Annotated in this window: 24 protein-coding genes; 9 read left to right on the forward strand and 15 right to left on the reverse strand. The window is 68.5% G+C overall.

Features of this window, described 5'->3' with window-relative positions; genetic code table 11:
• The first annotated feature begins 55 nt into the window (after positions 1-55).
• Positions 56-1,051, forward strand: coding sequence for a LacI family DNA-binding transcriptional regulator (locus ABD255_RS40060; RefSeq protein WP_344222058.1), 996 nt, complete (start codon positions 56-58; stop codon positions 1,049-1,051).
• A gap of 53 nt (positions 1,052-1,104) precedes the next feature.
• Here the strand turns inward: ABD255_RS40060 and ABD255_RS40065 are convergent, their stop codons facing one another.
• From ABD255_RS40065 to ABD255_RS40100, 8 genes are all read right to left on the reverse strand, one after another.
• Entirely contained in the window at positions 1,105-2,112 is a 1,008-nt protein-coding gene (locus ABD255_RS40065) for a substrate-binding domain-containing protein (protein ID WP_344222059.1), read from the reverse strand.
• Positions 2,113-2,143: 31 nt separating this feature from the next.
• Positions 2,144-3,178 (reverse strand): ABC transporter permease, encoded by a 1,035-nt coding sequence (locus tag ABD255_RS40070; protein WP_344222060.1) that lies wholly within the window; start codon positions 3,176-3,178, stop codon positions 2,144-2,146.
• A complete protein-coding gene (locus tag ABD255_RS40075) occupies positions 3,175-4,731 on the reverse strand; it encodes a sugar ABC transporter ATP-binding protein (RefSeq protein ID WP_344222061.1) in 1,557 nt (518 codons plus the stop codon). Before ABD255_RS40075 ends, ABD255_RS40070 begins: the two co-directional genes overlap by 4 nt.
• A 166-nt stretch (positions 4,732-4,897) precedes the next feature.
• Positions 4,898-6,052, reverse strand: coding sequence for a CaiB/BaiF CoA transferase family protein (locus ABD255_RS40080; RefSeq protein WP_344222062.1), 1,155 nt, complete (start codon positions 6,050-6,052; stop codon positions 4,898-4,900).
• 9 nt (positions 6,053-6,061) lie between these two features.
• Positions 6,062-6,700, reverse strand: coding sequence for a hypothetical protein (locus ABD255_RS40085; RefSeq protein ID WP_344222063.1), 639 nt, complete (start codon positions 6,698-6,700; stop codon positions 6,062-6,064).
• Positions 6,701-6,721: 21 nt separating this feature from the next.
• Positions 6,722-7,744 carry an alpha/beta fold hydrolase gene (locus tag ABD255_RS40090; protein ID WP_344222064.1) on the reverse strand — a complete coding sequence of 341 codons (1,023 nt, stop codon included), beginning with the start codon at positions 7,742-7,744 and terminating at the stop codon, positions 6,722-6,724.
• Positions 7,741-8,562, reverse strand: a complete 822-nt coding sequence (locus ABD255_RS40095) for an SDR family NAD(P)-dependent oxidoreductase (RefSeq protein ID WP_344222065.1) — start codon at positions 8,560-8,562, stop codon at positions 7,741-7,743. The genes ABD255_RS40090 and ABD255_RS40095 overlap by 4 nt, the downstream gene beginning before the upstream one ends.
• Positions 8,559-10,364 (reverse strand): hypothetical protein, encoded by a 1,806-nt coding sequence (locus tag ABD255_RS40100; protein ID WP_344222066.1) that lies wholly within the window; start codon positions 10,362-10,364, stop codon positions 8,559-8,561. Before ABD255_RS40100 ends, ABD255_RS40095 begins: the two co-directional genes overlap by 4 nt.
• A 129-nt stretch (positions 10,365-10,493) precedes the next feature.
• Here ABD255_RS40100 and ABD255_RS40105 point away from each other — a divergent pair, with 129 nt between their 5' ends.
• Positions 10,494-11,249, forward strand: a complete 756-nt coding sequence (locus ABD255_RS40105; protein WP_344222067.1) for a MerR family transcriptional regulator — start codon at positions 10,494-10,496, stop codon at positions 11,247-11,249.
• A 77-nt stretch (positions 11,250-11,326) separates the two neighbouring features.
• Positions 11,327-12,844 (forward strand): WD40 repeat domain-containing protein, encoded by a 1,518-nt coding sequence (locus ABD255_RS40110; RefSeq protein ID WP_344222068.1) that lies wholly within the window; start codon positions 11,327-11,329, stop codon positions 12,842-12,844.
• A 42-nt stretch (positions 12,845-12,886) separates the two neighbouring features.
• On the opposite strand, the gene ABD255_RS40115 is transcribed toward ABD255_RS40110, so the two are convergent.
• The 3 genes from ABD255_RS40115 to ABD255_RS40125 all read right to left on the reverse strand — a co-directional run bounded on the left by ABD255_RS40115 (position 12,887) and on the right by ABD255_RS40125 (position 15,932).
• Positions 12,887-13,096 (reverse strand): hypothetical protein, encoded by a 210-nt coding sequence (locus ABD255_RS40115; protein ID WP_344222069.1) that lies wholly within the window; start codon positions 13,094-13,096, stop codon positions 12,887-12,889.
• On the reverse strand, positions 13,093-14,406 hold the full coding sequence (locus ABD255_RS40120; protein WP_344222070.1) for a hypothetical protein: 1,314 nt from the start codon (positions 14,404-14,406) through the stop codon (positions 13,093-13,095). Before ABD255_RS40120 ends, ABD255_RS40115 begins: the two co-directional genes overlap by 4 nt.
• A gap of 71 nt (positions 14,407-14,477) precedes the next feature.
• Entirely contained in the window at positions 14,478-15,932 is a 1,455-nt protein-coding gene (locus ABD255_RS40125; RefSeq protein ID WP_344222071.1) for a flavin-containing monooxygenase, read from the reverse strand.
• Positions 15,933-16,005: 73 nt separating this feature from the next.
• On the opposite strand from ABD255_RS40125, the gene ABD255_RS40130 reads away from it, so the two are divergent.
• The 3 genes from ABD255_RS40130 to ABD255_RS40140 all read left to right on the forward strand — a co-directional run bounded on the left by ABD255_RS40130 (position 16,006) and on the right by ABD255_RS40140 (position 18,852).
• A complete protein-coding gene (locus tag ABD255_RS40130) occupies positions 16,006-16,662 on the forward strand; it encodes a TetR/AcrR family transcriptional regulator (RefSeq protein ID WP_344222072.1) in 657 nt (218 codons plus the stop codon).
• A gap of 43 nt (positions 16,663-16,705) precedes the next feature.
• The gene (locus ABD255_RS40135; RefSeq protein WP_344222073.1) at positions 16,706-17,560 is read left to right on the forward strand and encodes an EamA family transporter; all 855 of its coding nucleotides are present in this window, start codon (positions 16,706-16,708) and stop codon (positions 17,558-17,560) included.
• A gap of 188 nt (positions 17,561-17,748) precedes the next feature.
• Entirely contained in the window at positions 17,749-18,852 is a 1,104-nt protein-coding gene (locus tag ABD255_RS40140) for a sulfite oxidase (protein WP_344222074.1), read from the forward strand.
• A 281-nt stretch (positions 18,853-19,133) separates the two neighbouring features.
• Here the strand turns inward: ABD255_RS40140 and ABD255_RS40145 are convergent, their stop codons facing one another.
• From ABD255_RS40145 to ABD255_RS40155, 3 genes are read right to left on the reverse strand one after another with little or no spacing between them, the layout of a single operon-like run.
• Positions 19,134-20,570 (reverse strand): multicopper oxidase family protein, encoded by a 1,437-nt coding sequence (locus tag ABD255_RS40145; protein WP_344222075.1) that lies wholly within the window; start codon positions 20,568-20,570, stop codon positions 19,134-19,136.
• Positions 20,563-20,979: a hypothetical protein gene (locus tag ABD255_RS40150; RefSeq protein ID WP_344222076.1), complete on the reverse strand. Its 417-nt coding sequence runs from the start codon at positions 20,977-20,979 to the stop codon at positions 20,563-20,565. The genes ABD255_RS40145 and ABD255_RS40150 overlap by 8 nt, the downstream gene beginning before the upstream one ends.
• Positions 20,976-21,476 (reverse strand): DUF1707 SHOCT-like domain-containing protein, encoded by a 501-nt coding sequence (locus tag ABD255_RS40155; RefSeq protein WP_344222077.1) that lies wholly within the window; start codon positions 21,474-21,476, stop codon positions 20,976-20,978. The genes ABD255_RS40150 and ABD255_RS40155 overlap by 4 nt, the downstream gene beginning before the upstream one ends.
• 334 nt (positions 21,477-21,810) lie before the next feature.
• Here ABD255_RS40155 and ABD255_RS40160 point away from each other — a divergent pair, with 334 nt between their 5' ends.
• From ABD255_RS40160 to ABD255_RS40170, 3 genes are read left to right on the forward strand one after another with little or no spacing between them, the layout of a single operon-like run.
• Positions 21,811-22,623: an ABC transporter ATP-binding protein gene (locus ABD255_RS40160; RefSeq protein WP_344222078.1), complete on the forward strand. Its 813-nt coding sequence runs from the start codon at positions 21,811-21,813 to the stop codon at positions 22,621-22,623.
• Positions 22,620-23,408 carry an ABC transporter permease gene (locus ABD255_RS40165; protein WP_344222079.1) on the forward strand — a complete coding sequence of 263 codons (789 nt, stop codon included), beginning with the start codon at positions 22,620-22,622 and terminating at the stop codon, positions 23,406-23,408. The genes ABD255_RS40160 and ABD255_RS40165 overlap by 4 nt, the downstream gene beginning before the upstream one ends.
• A complete protein-coding gene (locus tag ABD255_RS40170) occupies positions 23,405-24,184 on the forward strand; it encodes an ABC transporter permease (protein WP_344222080.1) in 780 nt (259 codons plus the stop codon). Before ABD255_RS40165 ends, ABD255_RS40170 begins: the two co-directional genes overlap by 4 nt.
• Here ABD255_RS40170 and ABD255_RS40175 read toward each other — a convergent pair.
• Positions 24,181-25,536: an ABC transporter substrate-binding protein gene (locus ABD255_RS40175; RefSeq protein WP_344222081.1), complete on the reverse strand. Its 1,356-nt coding sequence runs from the start codon at positions 25,534-25,536 to the stop codon at positions 24,181-24,183. The genes ABD255_RS40170 and ABD255_RS40175 overlap by 4 nt on opposite strands.
• Between the last annotated feature and the right edge of the window lie 2 nt (positions 25,537-25,538).

Here is a 25,538-nt window from a genome sequence, read left to right on the forward strand (position 1 = left end):
GCTGGGTAATCCTTTACTCGACGGCTAGAGTCGGCGCATCGGAGAGAGGGGGACAGTGGCCACCATCAGCGATGTCGCGGCCCGTGCCGGAGTGTCCACGGCCACCGTCTCGCGCGCCCTGAACGGCAAGGCCACGGTCGATCGCGACCTGGCCGCACGGGTCCGCCGCGCCGCGGAGGAACTCGGGTACCAGCCGAACGGCCCGGCCCGGAACCTGCGCCGCCAGGAGGCCGCGGTGGTCGCGCTGATCATCTCCGACGTCGAGAACCCGTTCTTCACCGCGATCGCCCGCGGCGTCGAGGACGTCGCGCACGAGGTCGGCTACTCGGTCGTGCTCTGCAACTCCGACGAGAGCGCGGAGAAGGAGAACCGCTACATCGACGTCGCGATCCAGGAGCGGGTGGCGGGCGTCATCCTCTCCCCCAGCGGTACGACGACCAGCGTCGAGAAGCTCGCCAGCCGCGGGACCGCCTTCGTGGCGGTCGACCGTCCGTTGCCGGAGCAGGACAGTGACGTCGTGCTCGTCGACACCAGACTCGCCGCCAAGCAGGCGACGGCACATTTGATAGCCCAGGGCTATCAACGCATCGGCTGTATCACCGGTCCCATCGGAGTCCGTACTGCGGACGACCGGCTCGCGGGGTATCGCGATGCACTCAAGGCGGCGCGCCTGCGGAGTACGACCAAGCTGGTACGGCGTACGGAGTACAAGGCGGCGGGTGCTCACCGGGCGGCGCAGGATCTGCTCGCCCAAGCGGAACCGCCGGACGCGCTGCTCGTCGCGAACAGCGCGATGGCGGTCGGGGTGCTGCAGGCCCTGCAGGAACGCGGAATCAGGCCGGGCCGGGACGTCGGGATCGTCGCCTTCGATGATGCGCCGTGGGCCGAACTCGTCGATCCCCCGCTGTCGGTGGTAGCCCAGCCGGCGTACGAGATCGGCACCGTCGCCGCCCGGTTGCTGCTGGCAAGAATCACCGACAACACCCGCCCCGCCACAACTACCACCCTCGCCGCCCGCCTGATAGAACGAGGCTCCTCCCACCACGGCTGAGCACGTGGCCGGGCAGGTGAAGCACTGCCCCGGCCACGTGGCGACTTCTGCTGTCAGCCGGTGGGGTTTTCTTCGGCGTAGATGGTGGCTGCGTTGTCCTTGTCTATCAAGCGGGTGGGGAGGGTCTGGGTCTTCTCGATGGTGCCGCAGTCGACCAGCAGTTTCTTCGCGGCGGCGATGGCTTCCTTGCCGTTGGTCGGGTAGGTGAAGGTGGCACTCAAGCGACCCTGTTCGACGGCCTTGATGCCGCCGGAGGGGATCGGCAGCGCGTCGATGCCGATGAACTTCATCTCCTTCTCACGGCCTACCGCCTTCGCGGCCAAGTAGGCACCCTCGGCCATCGGGTCGTTGTGGGCGTACACGACGTCGATCTTCGGGTTGGCCTTCAGCAGCGCGTCCATCTGCGCCTGGCCCTTCTCCCGCAGCCAGTCGCCGCTCGCCGTCGCGATGATCTTGATCTTCGGGTTCGCCTTGATCCCGGCCGCGAACCCCTGGTTCCGCTCTGCCTGCGGGGTTGCACCCGCGAGCCCCTTGATCTCGACCACAGACCCGCCGCTCGGCAGCAGCTTCTCAGCGACGTACTTGCCGGCCGCGGTACCGATCTCGACGTTGTCACCACCGATGAACCCGGTATAGGCGTCACCCTCGACCTTGCGGTCCAGCACGATCACCGGGATGCCCTTGTCGTACGCCTTCTTCACCACCGCGGTGAGCGGCTTGGCCTCGTTCGGGCTGATGATCAGCAGGTCGATCTGCTGGGTCAGGTAGTTCTCCACGTCGGCGACCTGCTTGGCGTTGTCCTGCGCCGCGTCGGCGAACTTCACCTCGAACTGCGGCACCTCCTTCGCCGCCGCCTTGATGTCATCGTCCATCCGCTGCCGGTAGGGCTCGGCGACGTTCGCCTGGCTCATCCCGATCGTGTACTTGCCGTCGGCACCCTTGCATTCCTTGGAGTTCGCCGCCTGCGGCTGGTCCGCGGTGCGTTCGCTGGTGGTGCCACAGCCCGCGAGTACCAGCGCGGCGACGGCCGCGGCGGCGAGGGGCAGTTGAAGGCGTCGCATTTGAAAACCCTTTCTTGGACGGAGCAGAGCCTCACGAGGCGGGACGGAGCCGTTGCAGCGCGGCCGCGGCGACGATCACGAGTCCCTTGATCAGGAGCTGGATGTTCGAGTCGATGTTGTTCAGCGCCAGGACGTTGTTCAGCACTCCGAGCAGCAGCGCGCCGGCCACCGTGCCGGCCACCGACCCGCGTCCACCGGCCAGGCTGGTCCCGCCGATCACCACCGCGGCGATCGCGTCGAGTTCGTAGCCGATGCCGTCGTTCGGGCTGCCCTGGTTCAGCTGGACGGCGTGCACGATGCCGGCCAGCGCGGCGAGCAGCCCGCAGATGGCGAACACGGCGATCTTCACCCTGATCACCGGCACACCCGACAACCGAGCCGCCTTCTCGTTGCCGCCGACGGCGTACAGGTGGCGGGAGAAGGCACTGACGCGCAGGAACACGATGGCGGCGATCGCGACCACCGCGAAGATCAGTACCGGGATCGGCACGAGCCCGCCGAAGGTCCGCTCGCCCAGCAGCGCGAACGACTCCGGCGCCTCGTCCGGACCATTGCCGTAGGCAATCGCCACGCCCTGGCCGTCGGACCAGATCCGGGCCAGGCCGCGCGCTATCTGCAACCCTGCCAGCGTCACGATGAACGACTGGATCCCGATCATCGCCGTCGCCATCCCCTGCAGCGCACCGAAGACCAGGCCGATCGCGAGCACCACGACCACCGACGGCAGGAAGCCCCAGTCGCTCTCCACCATCAACACCGCGGAGCCGACAGCGGCCAGGCCGAGCACCGCACCCACGGACAGGTCGATGCCGCCGATCAGGATCACGAACGTCATCCCGACCGCGATGATGCCGATCTCCGAGACCGCCCGGACGACGTTGGCGAGGTTGTCCGCGCTGAGGAACAGGATCTCGCCGTCGCGCCGGGGCGAGAAGATGATCGCCGCCAGGAACACGGCCAGCAGCCCGAACACACTCTGGAACCGGAACAGCGTCGCCACCACCCCACCGGACTTCCCGGCGGGCGCGGCGGGAACTGCCGCGGTCTTGTCCTGTACGTCGGTCACTGCGTGCCTCCGACCTCTTCGAACACGGCGCTCTCTCCCATCGCAGCGGCCAGCAGGTCACCCTCACCCGAGTCCGCCGTACTGAACGACGCCACGTCGCGCCCGTCCCGCAGTACGACGACCCGGTCGCACACACCGACCAGTTCCGGTAGCTCCGACGAAGCCAGCAGTACTCCGATGCCCTGGCCCGCCAGTTCGCCCAGCAGCCGGTAGATCTCCGACTTGGCGCCGATGTCGACGCCCCGGGTCGGCTCGTCCAGCAGCAGCAACCGCGGCTCGGTCAGCAACATCCGCCCGAACACGACCTTCTGTTGGTTCCCGCCCGACAGCGTGCCCACGTCGTCCTGCAGCCGGCCGAACTTCAGCCGCAGCCGATCAGCCATCCGCACCGACGCCGCCCGCTCCATCCGCCGCGCGATCACCCCCAGCCGCCCGTACGACGGCAGGCTGGACACCACCGTGTTCGCGAGGATCGAGTGGAACAACACCAGCCCCGACGTACGCCGGTCCTCCGGCACGAACCCGATCCCCTGGCTCAGCGCGTGTCGCGGACTGCGTGGGTGGATCTCCTTGCCCTGCAGGAAGATTCGCCCGGAGCGAGTCCCGCCCGGCGCGACGCCGTACAGGGTTTCGAGCAGTTCGGTCCGGCCGGCGCCGAGCAGCCCGGCGAGACCGACGATCTCGCCGGCCCGGACCGTCAGGGAGATGCCGTCCGGGTCGCGCCGGCCGGGCCGGTGGCGGCGTGGTTTGAGCACGAGGTTGTCGACCCGGAGGAGTTCGTCGCCGGTCGCGGTGTCGGGGGTGGTGAACATGGTCTGCACGGGCCGCCCGACCATCGCCTCGACCACTTCGGCCGTACTGAGCCGGCGCGGGTCGAAGCTGGTGACGAACCGGCCGTTACGCAGTACGGACGCTCGGTCGGCGACCTGGGCGATCTCTTCCATCCGGTGCGAGATGTAGACGATGCCGACGCCGTTGCGGCGCAGTTCGCGGATCACCACGAACAACCGCTCGACCTCGGAGGTGGTCAGCGCGGAGGTCGGCTCGTCCATGATCAGCACGCGCGCGTCGAGCGAGATGGCCTTCGCGATGGTGACGAGTTGCTGCTCGCCGACCCGCAGTTCGCCGACCGGTCGGCGGGGATCGAGCCGCACGCCGCTGCGTTCGAGCAGGGCCCGGGCCTCGCGTTCCATCCGGCGCCGGTCGACCGTGCGCCACCGGGTCCGCGGTTCGCGGCCGAGGAAGATGTTGTCGGCGACCGACAGGCCGGGCACCAGGTCGAGCTCCTGGTGGATCATCGCGATCCCGGCCGCCTGTGCGTCGGTCGGACCGCTGAAGCTGACCGGCGAACCGTCGATCGCGATCCGGCCGTCGTAGTCGGTGACGTCGCCGGACAGGATCTTCATCAGCGTGCTCTTGCCGGCGCCGTTCTCGCCCAGCAGCGCGTGCACCTCGCCCGCGCCGAGGGTGAAGTCGATCTCGTGGCAGGCCTGGACGCCGCCGTAGCGCTTGCCGATCCGCGCCATCCGGACCAGCTCGGCGACCTCGGCCATGGCACCTCCGCGAGCGGGTGAGTAATCGATTTCCCGGACGCTAGACCCGTGCTCCGCGACCCGTCAACCCCTTACCCCTGCTCAGGCCCCAACCGTGACCGGCCAACGCCGGCAATCCAGGCGAGCGGCCCGGCCACCGGTTAGCTATTCGACGGAGCTGGAAAGGTCACGCAAGGTCGTCGTCGAGCCAGGCGCGGACGGCCTCGTCGTGTTCGCCGAGCCGGGGCGGGGCGAGGTTGGCTTCGCGCGCACCGGCGTACGGCTGGTCGTCGAAGCGCAACGGCGGGCCGGGGAGTTGGATGCGGCCGAGCGTCGGGTGGTCGACGTCGATCAGGAGCCCCTGCGACACCGTCTGATCCCATTCATAGACCTGCTGGAAGTCGCGCACCTTGCCGGCCGGAATTCCCGCCTCCGCCAGCCGGGCCAGCCATACGTCCGCGGGCTCCTGCGCGAAGGCCGCCTCGATCGCCGCGGTCAACTGGTCCCGGTGCGCGACCCGCTCGGAGTTCACCGCGAACCGCGCGTCGGCCGGGTCGAGCCCGACGACCGGCGCGAACGTCCGCCACTGCCCCTCGCTCCCGACCGCGACCTGCACGATGTCGTCCTTGGTGCGATACATCCCGTACGGCGCGATCTGCGCGTGGTGGTTCCCCACCCGCTCGGGCAATTCCCCCGCGACGGTCCACTTCGTCCCGTGGAACGCGTGCACGCCGACCACGGAGGCCAGCAGGCTGGTCCGGACCACGCGCCCCTTGCCGGTGATGCTCCGCTCGTGGAGCGCGGCGAGCGCGCCGTAAGCGCCGTACATGCCGGCCAGCAGGTCCGCGATCGGTACGCCGGTCTTGGTGGGCTCCACCGCGCCGGTGATACTCATCAGCCCGCCCTCGCCCTGCGCGATCTGGTCGTACCCCGCGCGGCCACCCTCGGGTCCGTCATGCCCGAACCCGGTGATGGACAGGATCACCAACCCTGGGTTGAGCTCGTGCAGCCGCTCGACACTGAACCCGAGCCGATCCAGCACTCCCGGCCGGAAGTTCTCCACCAGCACGTCGGCCTTGCGCACCAGCTTCGTCAGAAAGTCCTTGCCTTCCGCCGACTTCAGATCCGCCGTCACGGACTCCTTGTTCCGATTCGCCGACAGGAAGTACGTCGACTGATCCCCCACGAACGGCGGCCCCCACCCCCGGCTGTCATCCCCACCCGCGGGCGACTCGACCTTGATCACCCGAGCCCCGAGATCCCCCAACATCATCGTCGCCTGCGGCCCCGCAAGCGCCCGGGTCAGATCCACAACCACCAGGTCAGACAGAAGATTCTGCACCCAGCCACCCTATGCGGCGGATCGGCGCTGACCGTCGCCTCGGACTGTGACGTTGTACGTAGCCTTGACGGCGAAGTCGCCGCTGCCGCCCTCGATGACGATCTTGTGCTTCCCAGCGGGCAGCGGACCGGCGCTGAACCAGATCCCACAGCCGTAGCCTTCGTTCGGGCCCGGATCGAACCCCGACGGATTTCCCGCCTGGGCGGTGAACTCGAACCGCACCGGCTCGACCTGGGTCAACTGAGGCGAGTTCTCCATCGAAACCGTTCCAGTCGCCGCCTCGAGGAACGCCTTGCAGTCCGCCGCGTCGGACGCGACCGTGTTGACCACCGGACCGGCGATCGGCAAGCCGGCCGGAACGCTGCACTGCCGCTCCACGGCCCCTCCGAAAGACCCGGCTACCAGCCAGACGTCGCCGGGTTGACCCTGCGCACAGTGCTCGCCGGTGGAATCCATCACCGGATTGACGTCCTCCGGCGCCGCCGCCCAGGTCCACCACTTCGCCTGGAACTCAGCCGACGACACATCCACGGCATCCACCGACGGTGAGGCGGGGTTGGTCTTCGCTGAAGGGTCTTCGCCGGCCGCGCACCCCGCCACGATCGACAGAGCGAGTGCGATGACCAGCGCAGCCGTCTTCTTGAGCACAGCGGAGCCTAACCCAAAGCTCTAGGGCTTGACCTTGCGTGCCAGGGAGGCGAGGCGCTGCGTCACGTCGCGGGGGCGTTCTTGCATGAGCATGTGGCCGGCGCCGGGGTACATCCACAGGCGGGCGGAGGGGACCAGTTCGGCCAGGCGGTTGCCGTGGCGGGGTGGGATCAGGCGGTCGCGGGTGCCGTGCATGATCTCGACCGGGAGGCCGTCGAGCGCCGTCAGTGCGTGCGCCAGATCGTGCCGAGTGATCGCCTCGAAGAAGCCGCTGAACGATCGTCCCGGCGTCGCTTCCAGATCCGCCAGCAGGATGTCCACCTCAGCGGGGTCGGCCTTCTTGCCGAACACCAACTGCCGTACTGCGGGCCGCCGCACCCGCACCGATGCCTCCCGCAACCAAGCAGCCCGTACTGCGCCAGCCGCGTCCGGCGTACCGGCTGCCTGCGCCGCGTCGTGGTCGTCCTGGACCGCGCGGCCGACGGCACCGGTACGGCTCGCTCGCCGGGCGGCGCGGCGCTCGATGCGTTCGCCCGCCAGGTTCATCGCTCTCGGCGCGAGCACTGACGCGGCACCGTCGAACCGAGCCGGCAACCCGAACGCCTGGGACGCCAACTGCCCCGACGAGGTACTCACCAACGCGGCCGCCTTGATCCGCGACCCGAACAACTCCGGATGCTGCTCGGCCAGCGCCATCAACGTCATGCCGCCCATCGAATGCCCGGCATAGACGACCGGTCCGTCCCCGACCACCTCGTCGAGCACGACCGCCAGGTCGTCCGCCAACTGCTCGATCCGGGTCGTCCCGGTCGGCGCCGCATCGGACTGCCCGTGCCCGCGATGGTCGTAGGCAACCACTCGCACGGCATCAGCACCCAGCACCCGCGGCAGATCCGAGATCTGGTGATGCCAACTCCGGGTCGAGCAGGTCCAGCCGTGCCCGAGCACCACCGTCACCGGCGCGTCCGGCGAACCAGCCGTCTCCACCCGCAGCCGCACTCCGTCGGCAGTGACCACCCCAGCCCGCTCCGCCTGCATCGTCATATCTTCCCCAGTTTGTCCGTCCACTCGCCCAGCCCACCCTTGCGGCGCTGCTGGTTGGTCCGCAACCTGACCAGCCTGTCGGCCACCGACGGCAGGTGCCGCGCCACCGCGACTCCCAGCCCGGTCGATCGCGTGGAGGCGCGGTTCCGTGGCGGTCGCGCGGCAGCGGCCACGTCGACGATGGTCTTCACCACCTGCTCGGTCTTCTCGGCCGGCAAGAACAGCCCGAGGTCGACCCCACGAGCCAGCGAGGCGTCGTGGATCGGCGTCGGCACGTACCCCGGATAGATCACGCTCACGTCGATCGCGCGGCCGTTCTCGAGCCGGAGCGCGTCTGCATAGGTGTCGATCGCGCGCTTGGACACCAGGTACGACGCGGCCAGCGGCAGCGTGACATACGCGAGTCCCGAGGATACGAAGATGACCCGGCCGCGGGCGGTTCGCAGTACGGGGAGGGCGGCGGCGGTGACGTTCCAGCCGGCGAACAGGTTCACCTCGATCACCTTGCGGGCCACGGCGTCCGGCGCCTCCCCGGCCGGCGCCGGTACGCCGATGCCCGCGTTGTTGATCAGCAGATCGAGCCCCCCGAGCCGCTCGATCGCCTCCGCCACCGCCGCGGGAATCCGCTCCGGTCGGGTCAGGTCGCACTCGATGATGTCGTCGCTCTTCTGCAGATCGAGCCCGACGACCTCCGCGCCGCGAGCCCGCAGTTGCTCGACTGTCGCCGACCCGAAGGCCCCGGCAGCACCGGTGACGAGCGCCCGCTTGCCTCGCAGGTCCCAGTCGCGACCTTTCCGCAGACCAGCCCGGCCCGTCACGCCGTCTCCCGCTCACGCTTGGACGTCTCCAGGTGGGCAGCGCGCAACCGACCGCCCCGAGCGCCGCGGCCGACGAGCCACCCGATCCCGAGAAGCTCCAGCGCCCCGACGACCGCCAGCAGTGCGTAGCCGCCGTTCCACATCCATCGCGGTACGTCGGTCCGCTCCTCGCGGCGCAGTACCTCCTGCTCGCTGATGAAGTTCACCGTCTGCCCGTCGGAGACCTGGATGGCCGGCTTCTGGATCGCCGCGTCCTCGGGCGCGTAGACCCACATCGCGACCATGTCCCGCTGGCCCTGGTGCAGCCGCACCATCGACTTCCACTTGCCGTACATCGGCAGCGGATCGGCCGACCGATAGACGCCGTCGGCAACCTTCTCCATCCGGTGGGTGACGAATCCGCCGCCCTGCCAGGACATCGCCTCGAACCAGCGCGCTCCCTCGCCGGCATCCCCCGGCTGCAGCTTCACCGTCACGTACGCCGTCGGCTCGGACCCGGTCGCCACCCGCTCGAGCGCCACCGTCGCACTCACCCCGGGATCAGCCGAGCGCGGTACGCAGAAGAACAAAGCCGCCAGTACTGCGACCAAGCCGATCGCGCCGAGCTGGTGAGTACGCCGTACGGACGGGGTGGTTCGCACTTCACCCGCCACCTCGGCGTACCGGGTCGCGAGCCAGGCTCCGACCAGTCCGGCGCCGAGACCGGTCACGAGCCCGAAGCCGAGCGCGGCCGGGATCATCGAGGACGGCCAAGGAATCGGCATCCACACCGTGCTCCACCAGTACTCGGCCAGTACTCCGACCGTGCCGATCAGCGCGCCGGACACCAGCCCCAGGCGGAAGCGGTTCTTGTTGCCCAAGGCAAGGGCAACCAGCTCGACGATGACCGCCTCGACGATCAGCAGCGGGAAGTGGCCGAGGATCTCACCGAGCGGCTGGTCCACCGCCCAGGCGATCGTGCCGCGCACCGCCAGGTAGACGACGAGCGCGCCGAAGGTGCTGCCCGGTCCACGCCGCGCCCGCAGCAGGGTGAAGGCCATCGCCGCGCCGAACGCGATCAGGATCGGCTGCAGGATCAGCGGGAACTGCGGGACACCGTAGTTGAACTCGGTGCTGAACAGGTCCCAGGCGATCAGCAGGGCGCCGACACAGATGATCTCCTGGACCAACCGGCGCACATTCGGGCCCATCAACTGCTCCACCTCGGCCAGCGCCAGCAGTCGGCCGAAGATCGAGAACACCGCGCCACCGATCATCAGCAGGTGCGTCGGGCCCCACAGCGTGACGTCCTCGCCGAACAGCCGGTGCCACACGTCGTCCAACGGGAAGCCGACCAGCGCGAAGGTGCCGCAGACGGTGACGAGCGCCGCGCTCGCCGGGATCCGCCAGCCCTTGGTCAGCCGGATGGTGCGGGCCGGCAGCGGCGACCGGGCGAGTGCGATCGGCAGCACGCCGGCCACGATGATGCCGAGGATGCCGAAGAAGATCGGGTAGTGCGCCGGCGTACCGAACGGGCCGGTGTCGCGGCCCTTGTCGATGTGGACGGCGATGTCCCACCAGACCCCGAAGGCCGCCGCCAGCAGCGCGAGGATGTGCAGGTACGGCGTCAACGCGGCCCATCGGGGGACTCCGTCCAGTCTCCCGATGGTGTCCGCGAGGCGCCCTACCAGCGTCGCGCGTCCGGTGCGTTCCCGCCACAGCAGAACGGCGAGTGCGAGGTACATCAGCGAGACCAGGCCGGTGACGATCGCGATCTGGTCGAACGTCGCGGTTCCGGTCGAGGCCGCCAGTGGCACGGTCATTCGGCTCTCCCTTGGTTCGGTCCGGTGGTTCGATCCGGCTGTGCGTCGTACACAGATCATGCGCCATGGCTGATGTTACATAAGATATGTAACGTGGAGTCTGGAAGACTGTCAAGGGTGGGAGGACAGATGCCGGCCGAGCCGGCCACCGAGGAGCTCACCGTCGACCAGCTCGCCGCCAAGGTGGGCATGACGGTGCGCAACGTCCGCGCGTACGCCGGGCGCGGGCTGATCCCGCCACCCCGCCTGGTCGGCCGCACCGGGTACTACGGCGCCGACCACGTCGCGCGGCTCACGCTGGTGCGCGAACTGCTCGACAAGGGCTACACGCTGGCCGCGGTCGAGCGGATGATGAGCGAACTCCCCGACGGCGCCCTCGCGCTGGGTGTGTTCGAGACGCTGGTCAGCCCGTGGACGCCGACCGAGCCCGAGGTGATCACCGAGCAGCAACTGGCTGAGCGCGCGGGCATCCCGCACGACCCGGCCACCATCGCCAAGCTGGTCGAACTGGGGATCGCCGAACGCCAGGACGACGGCCGGCTCCGGATCCCGAACCCCGACCTGCTCCGCACCGGCCTCGAGGTGATCAAGCTCGGCGTCCCCCTCGAGGCGATCTTCGAGATGCTCCCCAAGCTCCTCGACCACGCCGACGCCGTCGCCAACATCTACGTCGAGCTCTTCCGCAACACCGTTTGGCGGCAGTTCGCCGACGCCGGCCTCCCCGCCGAGGGCTGGCCGGAGATCCAGCGCACCCTGGAGAACATCATTCCCCTGGCCGGGCAGGCCCTGGTCGCGGCCTTCCGCGAATCCATGGGCCGGGAGATCGAAGCCGTCGCCTACGAGGAGCTCGGTCTACCCCCGGAGTCGCTGCCTTCCACCGGCTGACCACCGGTGCGCTTTCGACGTCGGCTGAGCAGACAGTTATCGTGTGACGACCCAAAGTCACCAGCTCGAGGACGTCGATGAAGAAGTTAGCTCTGGCGGTTGTCACCACCGCCGCCGTGCTCGGCGCGGCGTTGATCCCGTCGGGGCCGCCGGTGGAGGCCGCCACCTCGGGCTTCGGCTCGGCCCTGTCCGCGATCAAGCAGCTGTCGTGGCAGACCAACGCGAGCGTGAACGCGCTCGCCACCGCGGGCAACACCGTGTACGCCGGTGGTCTGTTCACCCGGATCCGGCAGCCCGGCAAGCCACTCGGTCAGGGCGACGCGGCCCGGACCTACATCGCCGCCTTCGACCGCACCACCGGCGCGCCGACCAGGTTCGCGCCGAAGCTGAACGGTGCCGTCTGGAGCATCGCCACCACCGCCGACGGCAAGTACGTCGTCATCGGCGGCGACTTCACCACGGTCGACGGAGTACCCCGCAAGCACGTCGCGATGTTCAACGTCGCCACCAACAAACTCGTCGCCGGCTGGGATCCGGCGGTCAGCTACCGGGTGGCAGCGCTCGCGATCTCCGGCAACAGCGTCTACCTCGGCGGCGCGTTCGGCCGGGTGGACAACAAGACCCGCAACCGCCTGGCCGCGGTGACCGTGAACACCGGTGTCCTGCTGCCCTGGGACCCGGACGCGGACGACGAGGTACACGCGATCGACGTGTCCGACGACGGCACCCGCGTCTTCGCCGGCGGTGCCTTCTCGACCCTCAAGGACGACGACCACTACGCGCTGGCGATGCTGAACACGACCACCGGCGACGCCTTCGAGATGCCGGCCGCCGCGTACATCCCGGAGCCGGACTTCGACTGCACCAGCCGGGTCAAGGACATCGACACGCTGGGGAACAAGGTATTCGTCGCCAACGCGGGCAGCGGCTCGGGCTGCTACGACGGCGTACTGGCGGCCGACGCGACGACCGGCAAGCTGCTCTGGCAGAACAACTGCCTGGGCGCGACCGAGGCGATCAAGGCCATCGGCAACTGGCTCTACAAAGGCTCGCACGCGCACGACTGCAGCAAGGACGGCGGCTTCCGCGACGGGACGGGTACGCATCACCTCCTGGTGGAGAGCGCCCTCAACGGCAAGATCGGCCCTTGGTTCCCGAACACCAACGGCGGCGGCACCACCAAGGTCGGACCGCTGGCGTTCGCGTCCGGCGGCAACGACCTGTGGGTCGGCGGCGACTTCACTCGCGTGAACAACACGGCCCAGCAGGGCCTCACCCGCTACACCAACGCCCCAGGAGGCTCTCAGCCCGCCGCGCCGGCAGCGCCGAAGGCATCCAGCACCCGCGCCCACAAGGCGACGGTCACCTTCCCCACCGTGATCGACGCGGACAACATCACGTTGACCTACACGCTGTACCGCGGCACGACAAAGGTCGGTACGTGGAAGCGCACGTCGTACGCGTGGGTGAAGCCGACCGTGACGACCTTCGCCGACACCGGCCTGAAGAGCGGGACGACGGTCAGCTATCACGTCGAGGTGACCGACGGCCGCAACCTGAGGAAGGGCGCGGCCACGGCGGTCAAGATCCGGTGACCGGGCCGCCCAGGTTCGACCGGCAGATGCAGGCGAAGGCCTTCACTTGGTTGCGGGGTGCTCTGTCCGGCGATCCTTGTCCGCAGGGGTGAGATCGCCGAGGTCGGCGTCCCAGTCGTCGTCCTCGTCGGGCCGGGTCGCGTCGTTGCGGCGGGCGATCTTGAGGAACGCGATGATCAGCAGGATCGGGCCGAGGAACATCGCCAACTCGGGGATCCCGCCCAGGTGCAAGGCGACCAACTCGGCGATCATGAGGCCGTCACCAGTGCGATCCCGCCGGCGGTGAAGGCGACCATCGCGGCCAGCATCGGGTACTGCGCCCGCCGCATCTGCCGCCGCCGGAAGAGACTTGCCGCGCGATCGTGCGCGGACACCACCCCGAGTACGTGTCCGAGCACGATCGCGCCGATCTGGACGGCGGCGATCAGCCCGGTGCCCAGGAACGCGTAGTCGATCCGCGTGTCACCGGTGCCGAGCAGATCCCAGCCGCGGCCGAACGGGTCCGTTGCCAGCAGCAACCCTTCCTGGCCCTGGAACATCGCGAACGAGAAGTAGTGCGCGACCGCGTACCCGATCGCGATCGGCACCAGCGAGTGCACGAACGCACCCGGCAGGCCGGCGTTGCCAAGCGCACCCGGCCTGACCCTGGCCGTCCCAGTCGCTCGTGCCGCCACCACGAAGAGCACCGACACCACAGCGACCGCTAGCACCAGACCAAGAGTCTGTACTGCGATGTGCCCGGCCGGGCCGAGTTCCCCGGTCAGGTCGGTCCAGGTGGACCACCTGCTGATGCCGTCGAAGGCGGTCGACCCGAGCAGCAGGCAGAGCAGCGCCACGATGCCCGGCTCCTGCGGGATCGAGGCCAGCCCGGCGAGCGGGTTTCGCAGTACGAGTCGGCGGTGGTCGTCCCGGCCGAGCGGGCTCAGCTTGGCGAGCACCTCGGCGTACGCCTCGAAGCTGTCGCCGATCGGGAACCAGCGCGGCCCGTAGATGATGCCGGCGGCAACGTTCGCGACGGCGTACACGGCGACGAAGACCGCGACCACCAGCGGGTCGGAACCTTCGGGGTAGGCGAGTTCCAGCCAGAGGAATCCGGCCAGGCCTGCGACCGCCGGCCAGTAGCCGATCCCTGTCGGCAACTCGCGGTAGGTCTTGCGCGGAACGAAGCCGGCCAGGGTCCGCAACGGATTGGCCAGCCGCCAGATCGGCCCGAAGACCAGCGAGAGCGGAATGATGCCGACCCAGATCCAGACGTAGAGCCAGGTCGGCGCGGGGTTGAGTGCCGGCGAACCGCTCCCGAACCAGGCGGCTCCCAGCAACAACGCGAGCGCCGCCAAACCGAGGGCTTTGAGCAACCACCTGGTCAGTCGAGCGTCGACGATCCGGCCCAGCCCGGCGAGCGGCGTACCGGAGGCGGTCTCGAAGCGTGGCCTGGACCAGAAGGCGGCCAGCGCGAAGAAGGACACGGCGACGGCGGCGGCAGCGGAGTAGACCGCCAGCCACAGCGGGACCGGGAGATCACCTCGCCCACCGATGCCGTGCAGCGGAAGCAGCAGTCCCACCGCGCCCTCCGATCAGCTCACTATATGACCAATCGAATGTAACACGCTCGATGTCACATAGCGACAGGTGCTCAGCGCGTCCGGTACTGCGTCGCGTCGAAATGCCTGGTCAGCCGCCGGAAACGGAAGGTGAAGGACGGCCAGAGAGTGGTGTTGCGGCCTTCGGAGTCGAGGTACCAACTGGTGCAGCCGCCGCGGGTCCAGACGGTGTTGCGCATCGAGGAGCGGACGCCGTCGACGAACTCGCGCTGCACCTCGGGGAGCACCTCGACCTCGCGCAGGCCGGAGGCGTCCATCGTCTTGAGCGCGTCCAGGATGTAGGCGATCTGGGACTCGATCATGAACACCATCGAACTGTGGCCGAGCCCGGTGTTGGGGCCGATCAGCAGGAAGAAGTTCGGGAAGCCGGCGACCGCCGTACCGAGGTGGGCTTCCATGCCGTCGGCCCAGGCCTCGCGCAGGGTCCGGCCGTCGCGGCCGTGCAGCAGGTCCATCACCGGCAGGTCGGTGACCCGGAATCCGGTGCCGTAGATGATCGTGTCGACCTCGTGCTTCACGCCGTCCTCGGTGACGATGCCGGTCGGCGTGACCTCCAGGACCGGTTCGGTCACCACCTCGACGTTCGGCTGCGCGATCGCCGGGTAGTAGTCGTCCGAGATCAGCACCCGCTTGCAGCCGAGGGTGAAGTCCGGGGTCAGCTTGGCCCGCAGTTCAGGGTCGCGGATCTGCTGCTGGAGATGGCGTTCGGCGATCTTCTGGCCCTGCTTCATCATCGCCGGCAGCTTGGCGAAGCCGAGCACGAGCGACTCCCGGCTCCAGTAGATCCCGGCCCGAACGGCCTTCTGCACCAGGGGAAACGCACGGTAGATCCGCTTCTCGGCCGCGGTGATCCTGCGGTCCGGCCGCGGCATCACCCACGGCGGCGTCCGCTGGAACAGGTGAAGTTCCTCGACGTCCGGCTGGATCGCCGGCACGAACTGGATCGCGGACGCGCCGGTGCCGATCACCGCGACCTTGCGACCGCTCAGGTCCAGGTCGTGGTTCCACCGCGCCGAGTGGAACACCTCGCCCTCGAACGACTCGATCCCCGGCAACTTCGGGATCGACGGCTCGGCGAGCGGCCCCATCCCCGACAGCAGGATGTCGGCGGTGAAGTCGCCCTGGCTGGTGTGGATCAACCAGTGGTCGCCCCGCCAGTGCGCGGACTCGACGGCATGCCCGAAGCGGATGTGCGGGCGGACCCGGAACCCATCGGTGACCTTGCGCAGGTAGTCCTCGATCTCGGGCTGCGGGGAGAACGTGCTCGACCAGTCCGGGTTCGGCGCGAAGGAGAAGGAGTACAGATGCGACGGCACGTCACAGCGGCAGCCCGGGTAGGTGTTGTCCCGCCAGGTGCCGCCGACGTCCTCGGCCCGCTCGAGGACGACGAAGTCGTGGTAGCCGGCCTGCTTCAGCCGCACCGCCATCCCGATCCCGGCGAATCCGGTGCCGATCACGATGATCCGGTGGTTCTGCGCAGCCGTCATCGGAGCCTCCGTCGAAGGAACGCTGGAAGAACTTACCCGCAGTAAGTTACTCGGAGTCAGTTAGACTGCGCAAGTGACCTCGACCACGTCCACCCCCGGGCCCAGCTCAGCCGGCGGCGGCGCAGTACCGGTGAAGCGGCGGCGCGACCGGGCCGCCCGCGAGCGGGAGATCCTCGACGCGGCCGAGCGGATCTTCGGCGACCGCGGCTACCAGCGCACGTCGATGGACGACATCGCCGCCGAGGTCGGCGTCTCGAAACCGCTGATCTACCAGTACTACGGCTCGAAGGACGGCCTGTTCCTCGCCTGCCTGTCCCGGCTGCGCGCCCAACTCCTGGATGCCGTGTCCGAGGCCGTCCTGGCCGCGCCCGACGCCGAACAGGCCATGTACGCCGGGTTCGTCAGTTGGTTCACGTTCCTCGACGAGCACCCGCGGGCGTGGTCCGTGATGGTCGACGAGGGCATGCTCGCCGCCGGCCCCGCCGCCCAGGCCGCCGATGAGGTCCGCGGCGACTTCGTCGAACTGATCGCCACGATGGTCCGCCTCAACCTTCCCCCGGACCGCCCGACCGACGAGGAAGAGATCCAGATCGTCGCCCAGTCCATCTCCGGCGCCACCGAACGCCTGGCCATCTGGCGCACCAAGAACAACGGCTCCCCCACCCCGGAAAAGCTCGCCAGCACCCTCCAGACCCTCCTCTGGCAAGGCCTCGACGCCCTCCGCGCCTGATCCACCCGCTGTCGAGTCCGACCCGCCGTGATCTGATCGCTTTGTGCGTACATTCCGGGTGCCGCCGACGGCGATGGTGCTGGGCGGCGTCGTCTCCGTCCAGTTCGGCGGCGCCCTGGCAGCGAAGCTGATCGCGACATTGGGTGCCGCCGGCACCGTCTCACTCCGGCTGGCCCTGGCGGTCCCGATCCTGCTCCTGATCGCCCGCCCCTCCCTACGCGGCCGAACCCGCCGCGACGCACTGGCAGTAGTTGCCTTCGGCATCGTCCTCGGCGTGATGAACCTCTGCTTCTACCTATCCCTGGAACGCCTGCCCCTCGGCGTAGCCGTCACCATCGAATTCATCGGCCCGCTCGGCCTGGCCGCAGCGATGTCCCGCAAACGCCGCGACCTCCTCGCCGTCGCGGCGGCCGGCGTCGGCGTAGTACTGGTCAACGGCCACGAACTGGAAGCAGTCAACTGGCTGGGCATCCTCTTCGCCGCCTCCGCCGGAGCCCTCTGGGCCTGCTACATCCTCCTCAGCGCCGAAACCGGCCGCCGCTTCGCCCAGTTGGACGGCCTGGCCTTGGCCATGGTCATCAGCGCCTTGGTCACAGCCCCAGCAGGCATCATCACCGCCGGCACCGACCTCTTCCACTGGCGCTCAGTACTCCTAGGCCTAGCCATCGCCCTACTCTCCTCAGTCCTCCCCTACTCCCTGGAGACCCTGGCCCTACGCCGCATGAAGCCCGCAGTCTTCGGCATCCTCATGAGCCTGGAACCAGCGGTCGGCGCCACCGCCGGCTACCTGATCCTCAGCCAACGCCTAGCCCCAATCCAACTCCTAGGCATGGCCTGCGTAGTAGCCGCCTCCATCACCATCACCAGAACCCCCCGCACCGAGGCCCCGGACATCTAGCGACGAAAGTTGCTGAGCCAACTCCGGTGCGTAGTGGTTGCGGCGGGCCGTAGGTTGACGACCACGAGTTCTTTCTTCCGAGGCTGACGCGGCCGCCGGCGGGTGCTGGCACGAGGTACGACGAGTCCTCCGTCGTGCTTGTAGCCGCGCACTGGCTTAAGCTATCTCGTGGGGGAAAGGGGTCAGCGATGTCGATCGAGCAGTTCAGCGCCAAGGGGCGGTTGGCGGACACCGGGGAGGGGATCACCGGTGACGAGTTGCAGTTGGCGGCCCGGAACCACGGGATCCCGCTGGAGGCGCTGCGGTACGAGGTGACGCCGCCCGGGTTGCACTACGTGCTGGTGCACTACGACATCCCGGCGGCCAACGCGGCGACCTGGCGGTTGACGGTTGATGGTTGCGTCGAGCAACCGCTGTCGTTCGGGCTGACCGAGTTGCGGGCGATGGGACGCGAGACCGTCCGGGTCACCTTGGAGTGCGCGGGCAACGGTCGCGCCTCGCTGCAACCCCGGCCGATCAGCCAGCCCTGGGTGATGGAGGCGGTCGGCACCGCGGAGTGGACCGGCGTACCGCTGGCGGATCTGCTCCGTGCGGCCGGGATCCGCAAGGACGCCATCGACGTGGTGTTCACCGGCGCGGACCACGGTTTCGAGCGCGGTGTCGAGCAGGACTACCAGCGCGGGCTGTCGGTCTCGGAGGCGCTCGACGCGGGCGCGGTGGTCGCCTGGGAGATGAACGGCGCGCCGCTGCCGCCGCAGCACGGATATCCGCTCCGGCTCGTCATGCCGGGGTGGTACGGGATGGCCAGCGTCAAGTGGTTGCGCTCGATCGAGCTGATCGACCACGAGTTCACCGGCTTCCAGAACGCGGTCGCCTACCGGTTCCGGCAGAAGTCGGACGAGATCGGCGTCGCGGTCACCAGGATCGAGCCCCGCGCCCTGCTGATTCCGCCGGGGTATCCGGACTTCATGAGCCGGCACCGCTTCGTTCCCGCCGGCTCGGTCACGCTGCAGGGTCGCGCCTGGTCCGGCTGGGCACCGATCGACCGGGTCGAGGTCAGCGTGGACGCCGGCGTCAGGTGGCACGACGCGAAACTCGATGCCGCCGGCAACGACCTGTCCTGGCGCGGCTTCAGCTACGACTGGGACGCCCGGCCGGGTGAGCACGTGCTCACCGTCCGCGCCCACGACGAGAGCGGCCGGCTGCAGCCGATCGAGGCCCCGTGGAACCGCGGCGGCTTCGCCAACAACTCGGCCCAGCGGATCACCGTCTTCGTGACCAACCCGGCCTGACCCGACCTGGCCTCGTTTCCGCGTGTCGGGTCGCGGAATCGGTGCCAGGCAGTTCCATCATGGAGTTGGGCAACGCACGATTTCTCTACTCTCGGGGATGCGGGCGATGAACGACTTGGGTACGGAGATCCACCTGCACGCACGGGTTTTCCGCGCAGGCTGCGACTGGTACGCCGACATCGGCGACCACTTCGATCCACAACCGGACAACCCTTTCTGGTACGGCTACTACGACTCCCAGCGAGCCGCGATCGACGCCGCGTGCGAACGAATCGCCGCACTCACTCTGGCTCGTTCCCAGCCTTCCCGCCGACCTCGTAGGGCGTGCTGACGCCCTCGTAGGACAGGTGCGTCATCAACCCCTCCGACGCGTGCGGCAGGTTGTGGCAGTGGTCCATCCAGACGCCGGGATTGTCGGCCAGGAAGGCGATCTCGTAGCTCTCGTCGTTACCTACCTCGAGCGTGTCCACCCACCACGGCGAGCCGGAGGCCGCGACGCCGTTGCGGGACAGGACGACCGCGTGGTGACCGTGGAGGTGCATCGGGTGAGCCTGGCCGCTGGTGTTGCTGATCTTCATCACGACGACGTCGCCCTCGGCCACCATGTACATCGGTACGTCGGGGAACTTGTGGCCGTTGATCGTCCACCAGAGCCCGGGAACGCCGTCGAGAAAGCCCGGCCGGCGGCCGATGCGGTACTCGAAGCGCCGGTCGGCCTTCGCCGGGTCCAGACCGAGCGCCGCGGGAGTGCCATAGCTGAGCAGGTCCACCGTCTCCTCCGGCAGAGCCCCGGCAGCCTCGGATCCGGACGGCCCCAACACCAGAGATGCCGTTCCAGCGTCGAGCTTCAAGGCACCCGAGGCAGGCACCGAAGCCTCGAGATCCACCCGGGCCCCAGCCGCCAACGGAAATGCCGCGGTCACCGGCGTCGGCCCCCGCAATTCCCGTCCGTCGACAGCGAGAACCTTGTACGGCGCACCGACCAGCCCCACCCGCATGATCGTGTTGTCCGTATTGATCACCCGCACCCGCACCCGCTTCCCAGCCGCCACGTCCATCCGCGACGAACCGGTCCGCCCGTTGATCGTCCGCTTCCCGTCATACGAATGGATCGCCGCGACCACATCATCCGCGGCACCATCGATCACGATCGCGCCGAACAACCCACCCCGAACCTCTTCACTCGACACCTGATGCGAGTGATACCAATACGTCCCGACCTGATCCGCCAGGAACCGGTAGACATGCTTCCCACCCACCGGTACTGCGTCCTGCGTGACCCCCGCGACCCCGTCCTCCGCATTCGGTACGTCGATCCCGTGCCAGTGCAAGGTGGCGCCATCGGACACGGACTCGTTCACCAGCGTCACCTCGACCAGGTCACCCTCACGAGCCTGGATCAGCGGACCGGGAGACGTGCCGTTGAGCGTGAACCCGTCCATGGACTCCCCGCTCGCCAAGGTGAACTTCTCCTTCCGCGCGGTCAACGTCACTGCCACGTCAGGCTTGCCGGTCCGGGGTCCGGTCAGTTCGGCGACCGACTTGCCGCCGTGGTGCGCGTGCTCCGACGAGGACGGCCCGCCACCGTAGTCGGCGTACCCCATGTCCATGGACGAGTACGTGCCCGGGACGAGGCTGGTCGCCCAGAGGTAGCCCAGCGGTACGAGTACCGCCAGCGCCACCCCCAGGGCGATCAGCCGTCCCCTCCACTTACGCACTGGTAGCGGGCTGAGCAACCGTGGTGGACGCCCGGCGGGACGCGGCCCCGGCGACACCCGCGATCGCCAGACCGTTGATCCCGTGCAGCACGCCGAGCGCGGGAAGCCCGAACGACACCACGGCCAGCAGGAACTGCACCACCACCAGACCGAGCACGATCCCGGCCAGCATCCGGCCGCGGGGTACGTCGGTCAGGAACGACACGATCAGGAAGATCAGCGCGACCAGGGCGATCGCAGTACCGGCGATGCTGTGGTAGCTCTGCCCGAAGTTCGTGTAGTCCGCGCCGATCGTCGCGCCGTCCTCGGCGTCACTCGCGATGGTGAACCCGGCCAGCGCGATCGACGCGATCTGCAGCACCACCGCGACCGCGATGGCCGACGCCAGGACCCGGTACGTCGCTCTCATGCGCGCTGCTCCTTGTTCTTCTTGTAGATGACCACGCCGGCGACGATCAGCAGCAACGGCAGAACCGGCGGATGTCCGCCGCCCACCACGCACCCGATCGACACCAGCGCCGCGAGTGCCGCAAGCGCCACCAGCAACGGCAACGGAATCCGCCGGAACGGTCCGCGCCCGGACCACTGTCCCTGCCCGCGCGGACCCGGAGATCCGCCCCGAGCCTGGTCCCGCGGAGCGGTCCACGGCGGTCGCACGGACCCCCACGGTCCGGCCCACTGCTCGCCCTGCGCCGTCTCACCGCTTGCAGACGACTCCCCCGGCAGATCGGCGAACAGCGCCGTCAACTCCGCCCGGGTCTTCGCCTCGAGCGCCGCTCCAACACGCTCCTGATGCTCTTCCGCACTCAGCCGCCCAGCCTCGAAGTGAGCGCCGAGCCGCTTGACCGCGTCTTCCCTCTCCTGATCGCCGATCCGGATCTGCCCGCCCGGCCTCTCCTCGTCCATGACACTCCTCGGTGTTCGCAGTTGTCCGCTGCACCGATCGTGTCGTCCGCACCCCCTTCACCGCGTCGCCTCCGCGGCTACACCTGACCTACTCCCCCCGACGCACCCTGCACCCCAGGACGCAGTACGGCGTACTCCCGCTGAGGTACACGCACCCAGGGACCAGCCAGGGTCGAACCCCCAGCCCAAAAACCGGATGAGCCGCGAGCACCGACCGGGATAGAGTCGCACCAGACGCGCTGGCCGCCCCAGCCGCGCCCGCCGGCAGACTCCGGCTATCCACTGAGGCGGCTCCCCCAGTCTGCGCGGAGTCGCGGAAAATGGATGGTGACGCATGCCTGCGATCCAGACGAAGGCAATGACCAAGACCTACCGCTACACCGAGCAGCGCCCGGGTCTCGGCGGTGCCGTCAGAGGACTCTTCCGCCCGGACCGCCGCGAACGCGTGGCGGTCGACACGCTCGACCTGACCGTGCCACGCGGCCAGATCATCGGACTGCTCGGTCCGAACGGCGCCGGCAAGACGACCACGATCAAGATGCTCTGCGGACTGCTCCGGCCGACCAGCGGCGAGGTCGAGGTCTTCGGGCATCGGCCGGCCAAGCGCGGCTACGACTTCCTGTCCAGGATCTCGGTCGTCTTCGGGCAGAGGTCGATGCTCTGGTGGGACGTCTCGACGTACGACTCGCTGCTGATCCACCGCGAGATGTACGCGCTGCCGAAGCCGCGTTTCGACCAGGCGGTGGAAGACCTGTCCGAGCGGCTCCAGGTCCAGGACATCCTGAACATCCCGGTCCGCAAGCTGTCCCTCGGGCAGCGGATGCGGTGCGAACTGATCCTGGCGCTGCTGCACGGACCGGACCTGCTCTTCGCGGACGAGCCGACGGTCGGCCTCGACGTGGTGGCGAAGCTCACCGTCCGGAACTTCCTCGCCGAACTGAACCGCGACCTCGGTACGACGATCGTGCTGACCAGCCACGACATGAACGACGTGGCGGCGTTGTGCGAACGGGTGGCGGTGATCAACCACGGCCGGATCATCTTCGACGGCGACCTGACCGCGCTGCGGGGCCGCGCCGACGCGGGCATCGACGCAGACCTCGACCAGGTGATGTCGAAGCTCTTCACCGAAGCGGCGGACGCGTGAGGCTCGCCCGGGTACTGCGGGTGCTGGTCACCCGCGAGGTCACCATCATGCTGCACTACCGCTGGTGGCTGGCCATCATGCAACTCAGCAACATCATCGCCCCGGCGATCTCCCTGCTCGTCTGGCGCGGCGCGATCCAGCAGGGAGCGAACCCACCGGTCACCGAGTCCTTCCTCACCACCTACCTGGTGCTGGTGAGCATCGTCTCCATGCTGACCTCGAGCTGGACGTCGGGCTTCCTGGCCGACAGCATCCGCCTCGGCGGGTTGAGCTCCTGGCTGGTCCGCCCCTGCTCCACCCATCTCAACGGCATCGCCAACAACATCGGCGAGAAGGTGGTGAAGCTGTTCCTGCTCATCCCGCTGGTGACCGTTCTCGGCGTCATCTTCCGCAGCGAGGTCGCGCTGCCGTCGGCGCCGGGCCGCTGGCTCGCGTTCGCGGTGTCGCTGGCGATGGCCGGCGCGATGACGTACGCCATGGACGTGGTGATCGGGTCGCTGGCGTTCTGGTTCGAGGATGTTTCCGCCGTGAACCGGCTGCGCTACCTGCTCTACCGGATCCTGTCGGGTGCGCTCATTCCGCTGGCGCTCTTCCCGGCCGTGTTCGCCGGATTCCTCAACGCCCAGCCGTTCCGCTTCATGGTGTCGTTCCCGCTCGAGGTCCTGCTGGGCAACCCGTCCGGCGGCAGTTTCGCCCTGCAGGCCGGCTGGTTCACGGTCTTCGTCGGCGCCGCGGTCGTCACTTGGCGCATCGGTCTGCGCAACTACCAGGGGGCGGGCGCATGAGGCGCTACGCCAGGCTCTGGTGGAGTTGCCTACGGCAAGCCATCCGCCGCGATCTGCAGTTCCGCAGCCAGACGCTCATCAACGCGGTCGCCTCCACCACCGAGCTGGTGCTGGGGCTGATCCCAGTGCTCATCCTGACCGGTGCTTCGGCGACCACGGTCGGCTGGAACGGCCCGCTGACGTTGGTCGTCGTCGGCATCTACGGCAGCTGCACGGGCCTGATGGACTGCTTCGTAGCGCCGAACCTCCGCCGGATCGACGGTTACGTACGCAAGGGCGAACTGGACCTCATCCTCATCCGCCCGGTGAACGCCCAGCTGTTCGCAGCTCTGCGATGGATGGCACCGGCCGAGCTCGGCCGAGTCGTCACAGGCCTGGGGCTGGCCATCGGCGGAGCGCACGCGGCTCACCTGTCGCTGGATCCCGGACTGGTACTGAAGGCCGCGGCCTGGGTGGCGATCGGGTTCATCGGCTTCAGCCTGCTCTGGGCGAACCTCGTCTACCTCGCGTTCTGGATCGAGAGCGCCGAACCGATCAACGAGGTCGCGAACCAGCTGCGCGAGGCCGGCAAGTACCCGCTCACGTACTTCCCGAGGTCGATCCAACTCGTTCTCGCGACGGTTGTCCCGGCCGGGCTGATCGCGGCGGTTCCGACCAGTGTGCTGACCGGAACCGCCGCTGCCCTGTCCTTCGGTTTTCTGCTGCTGACAGTGGGCTTCGTGCTCACCGTCCTGCACTGGCAACTGGCCAGCCGCCGCTACAGCAGTGCCGGCTAGGAGTTCGCCGAGAGGATCTGGTTGACGTCGTCGTTGGCCTTGATCAGAGAGCTGAGCTCGGACTCGAAGCCGACGACGGACTCCATCGCCGGTGTCATGACGGCGGAGACGTCGGCGGCGTTCGGGTTGGCGGGGTAGGCGAAGACGTTGCCCGCTTCGACCGGTTCCAGGAACGGGGTGACGTCCCAGCCGGCCTTCGCGAACGAGGCCTTGGCCGCGGGCATGCTCGCGCTGACCGCCGGGAAGACCACGCCGGCCTTGGCGACGATGTCCTGCGCCTCCTGGGAGCCGAGGAACTTGACCCAGGCCCAGGCCGCGTCCTTGCGGGTGGTGCCCGCCCAGATGCTGTCGGCGAGGCCGTTCATCATCGACATCCGCTTGCCGATCGGACCCTCGGGCAACCTGGCCAGTTTGGTCTTCACCTGCTTCAGCTGACCGTACGTGCCGAGCATCCACGAACCATTGGGGGTGATCGCGTACTTGCCCGCGCCGAAGGTGGCGGTGACGTCGACGCCGGACTTGGCCTGCGCGAGCGTGGGCATGTACCCCTTGGTGATCAGCCCGCGCCACCACCAGATCGTCTCGGTGAACTTGGGGTCGCCGTAGAAGAACTTGGTGCCCCACGGTTCGCCCTCGGAGTACTTCCAGCCGTTGCCGGCGGCGTACCAGCTCCAGCTGGTCTGGCCGTCCGCCCCACCTGCGTCACCGAAGCCGAGTCCGTACACCGTGACGTTGTTCTTGTCGAAGCCGGGCTGGTCGCCGCGGCGACCTTTGGCGTCGACGGTCAGCCGGGCCACGATCTGCTCGAAGGAGCCGCCGTCCTTGGGGTTCCAGGTCATCGAGTTCAGCTGGTCGGCAGTGATCCCGGCGGCCTCGGTCAGGGCGCTGTTGTAGAAGTAGACCTCGGTGTCCCAGTCCTTCGGCAGCCCGTACCGCCTGCCGTCGGCACCGACCCAGCGATCGGCCAGACCCTCCTGGTAGATGCCGAGGTCGACGTTGTCCTGGGCAACGAAGTCGTCGATCGCCAGCACCTGCCCCTTGTCGGCGAACAGCGGGTACTTCGACGAGTGCGAGGTGAAGACGTCGGGCGCCGTACCGGAGATGAAGCCGGTGACGAGCTTGTTCCAGTAGTCGCTCCAGCCGTTCTGCTCGATCTTCACCGAGTACTGCGGGAACTTCCGCTGGAAGGCTTTCGCGCACTCGGTGTACATCGGCAACTGGGCGGAGTCCCACAGCCAGTAGGAGACCTCGCCGGCCGGCCGGTTGGCGGCGCCGTTGTTGCAGCCGGCCACCGCCGAGGCGGCGAGCCCGGCCAGTCCGGCCTTCAGGATGGTTCGTCGCGACATGTTCATCG

Origin of the sequence: Kribbella sancticallisti (genome assembly GCF_039530625.1) — a bacterium.
In the GTDB taxonomy this organism is placed as follows: domain Bacteria; phylum Actinomycetota; class Actinomycetes; order Propionibacteriales; family Kribbellaceae; genus Kribbella; species Kribbella sancticallisti.

Excerpts from the sequence above, each read along its gene's own strand:
- ABD255_RS40065 (WP_344222059.1), bottom strand. The coding sequence starts at position 2,112 with ATGCGACGCCTTCAACTGCCCCTCGCCGCCGCGGCCGTCGCCGCGCTG.
- ABD255_RS40075 (WP_344222061.1), bottom strand. The coding sequence starts at position 4,731 with ATGGCCGAGGTCGCCGAGCTGGTCCGGATGGCGCGGATCGGCAAGCGC.
- ABD255_RS40090 (WP_344222064.1), bottom strand. The coding sequence starts at position 7,744 with ATGACGATGCAGGCGGAGCGGGCTGGGGTGGTCACTGCCGACGGAGTG.
- ABD255_RS40100 (WP_344222066.1), bottom strand. The coding sequence starts at position 10,364 with ATGACCGTGCCACTGGCGGCCTCGACCGGAACCGCGACGTTCGACCAG.
- ABD255_RS40105 (WP_344222067.1), top strand. The coding sequence starts at position 10,494 with ATGCCGGCCGAGCCGGCCACCGAGGAGCTCACCGTCGACCAGCTCGCC.
- ABD255_RS40110 (WP_344222068.1), top strand. The coding sequence starts at position 11,327 with ATGAAGAAGTTAGCTCTGGCGGTTGTCACCACCGCCGCCGTGCTCGGC.
- ABD255_RS40115 (WP_344222069.1), bottom strand. The coding sequence starts at position 13,096 with ATGATCGCCGAGTTGGTCGCCTTGCACCTGGGCGGGATCCCCGAGTTG.
- ABD255_RS40125 (WP_344222071.1), bottom strand. The coding sequence starts at position 15,932 with ATGACGGCTGCGCAGAACCACCGGATCATCGTGATCGGCACCGGATTC.
- ABD255_RS40140 (WP_344222074.1), top strand. The coding sequence starts at position 17,749 with ATGTCGATCGAGCAGTTCAGCGCCAAGGGGCGGTTGGCGGACACCGGG.
- ABD255_RS40150 (WP_344222076.1), bottom strand. The coding sequence starts at position 20,979 with ATGAGAGCGACGTACCGGGTCCTGGCGTCGGCCATCGCGGTCGCGGTG.
- ABD255_RS40155 (WP_344222077.1), bottom strand. The coding sequence starts at position 21,476 with ATGGACGAGGAGAGGCCGGGCGGGCAGATCCGGATCGGCGATCAGGAG.
- ABD255_RS40160 (WP_344222078.1), top strand. The coding sequence starts at position 21,811 with ATGCCTGCGATCCAGACGAAGGCAATGACCAAGACCTACCGCTACACC.
- ABD255_RS40170 (WP_344222080.1), top strand. The coding sequence starts at position 23,405 with ATGAGGCGCTACGCCAGGCTCTGGTGGAGTTGCCTACGGCAAGCCATC.
- ABD255_RS40175 (WP_344222081.1), bottom strand. The coding sequence starts at position 25,536 with ATGAACATGTCGCGACGAACCATCCTGAAGGCCGGACTGGCCGGGCTC.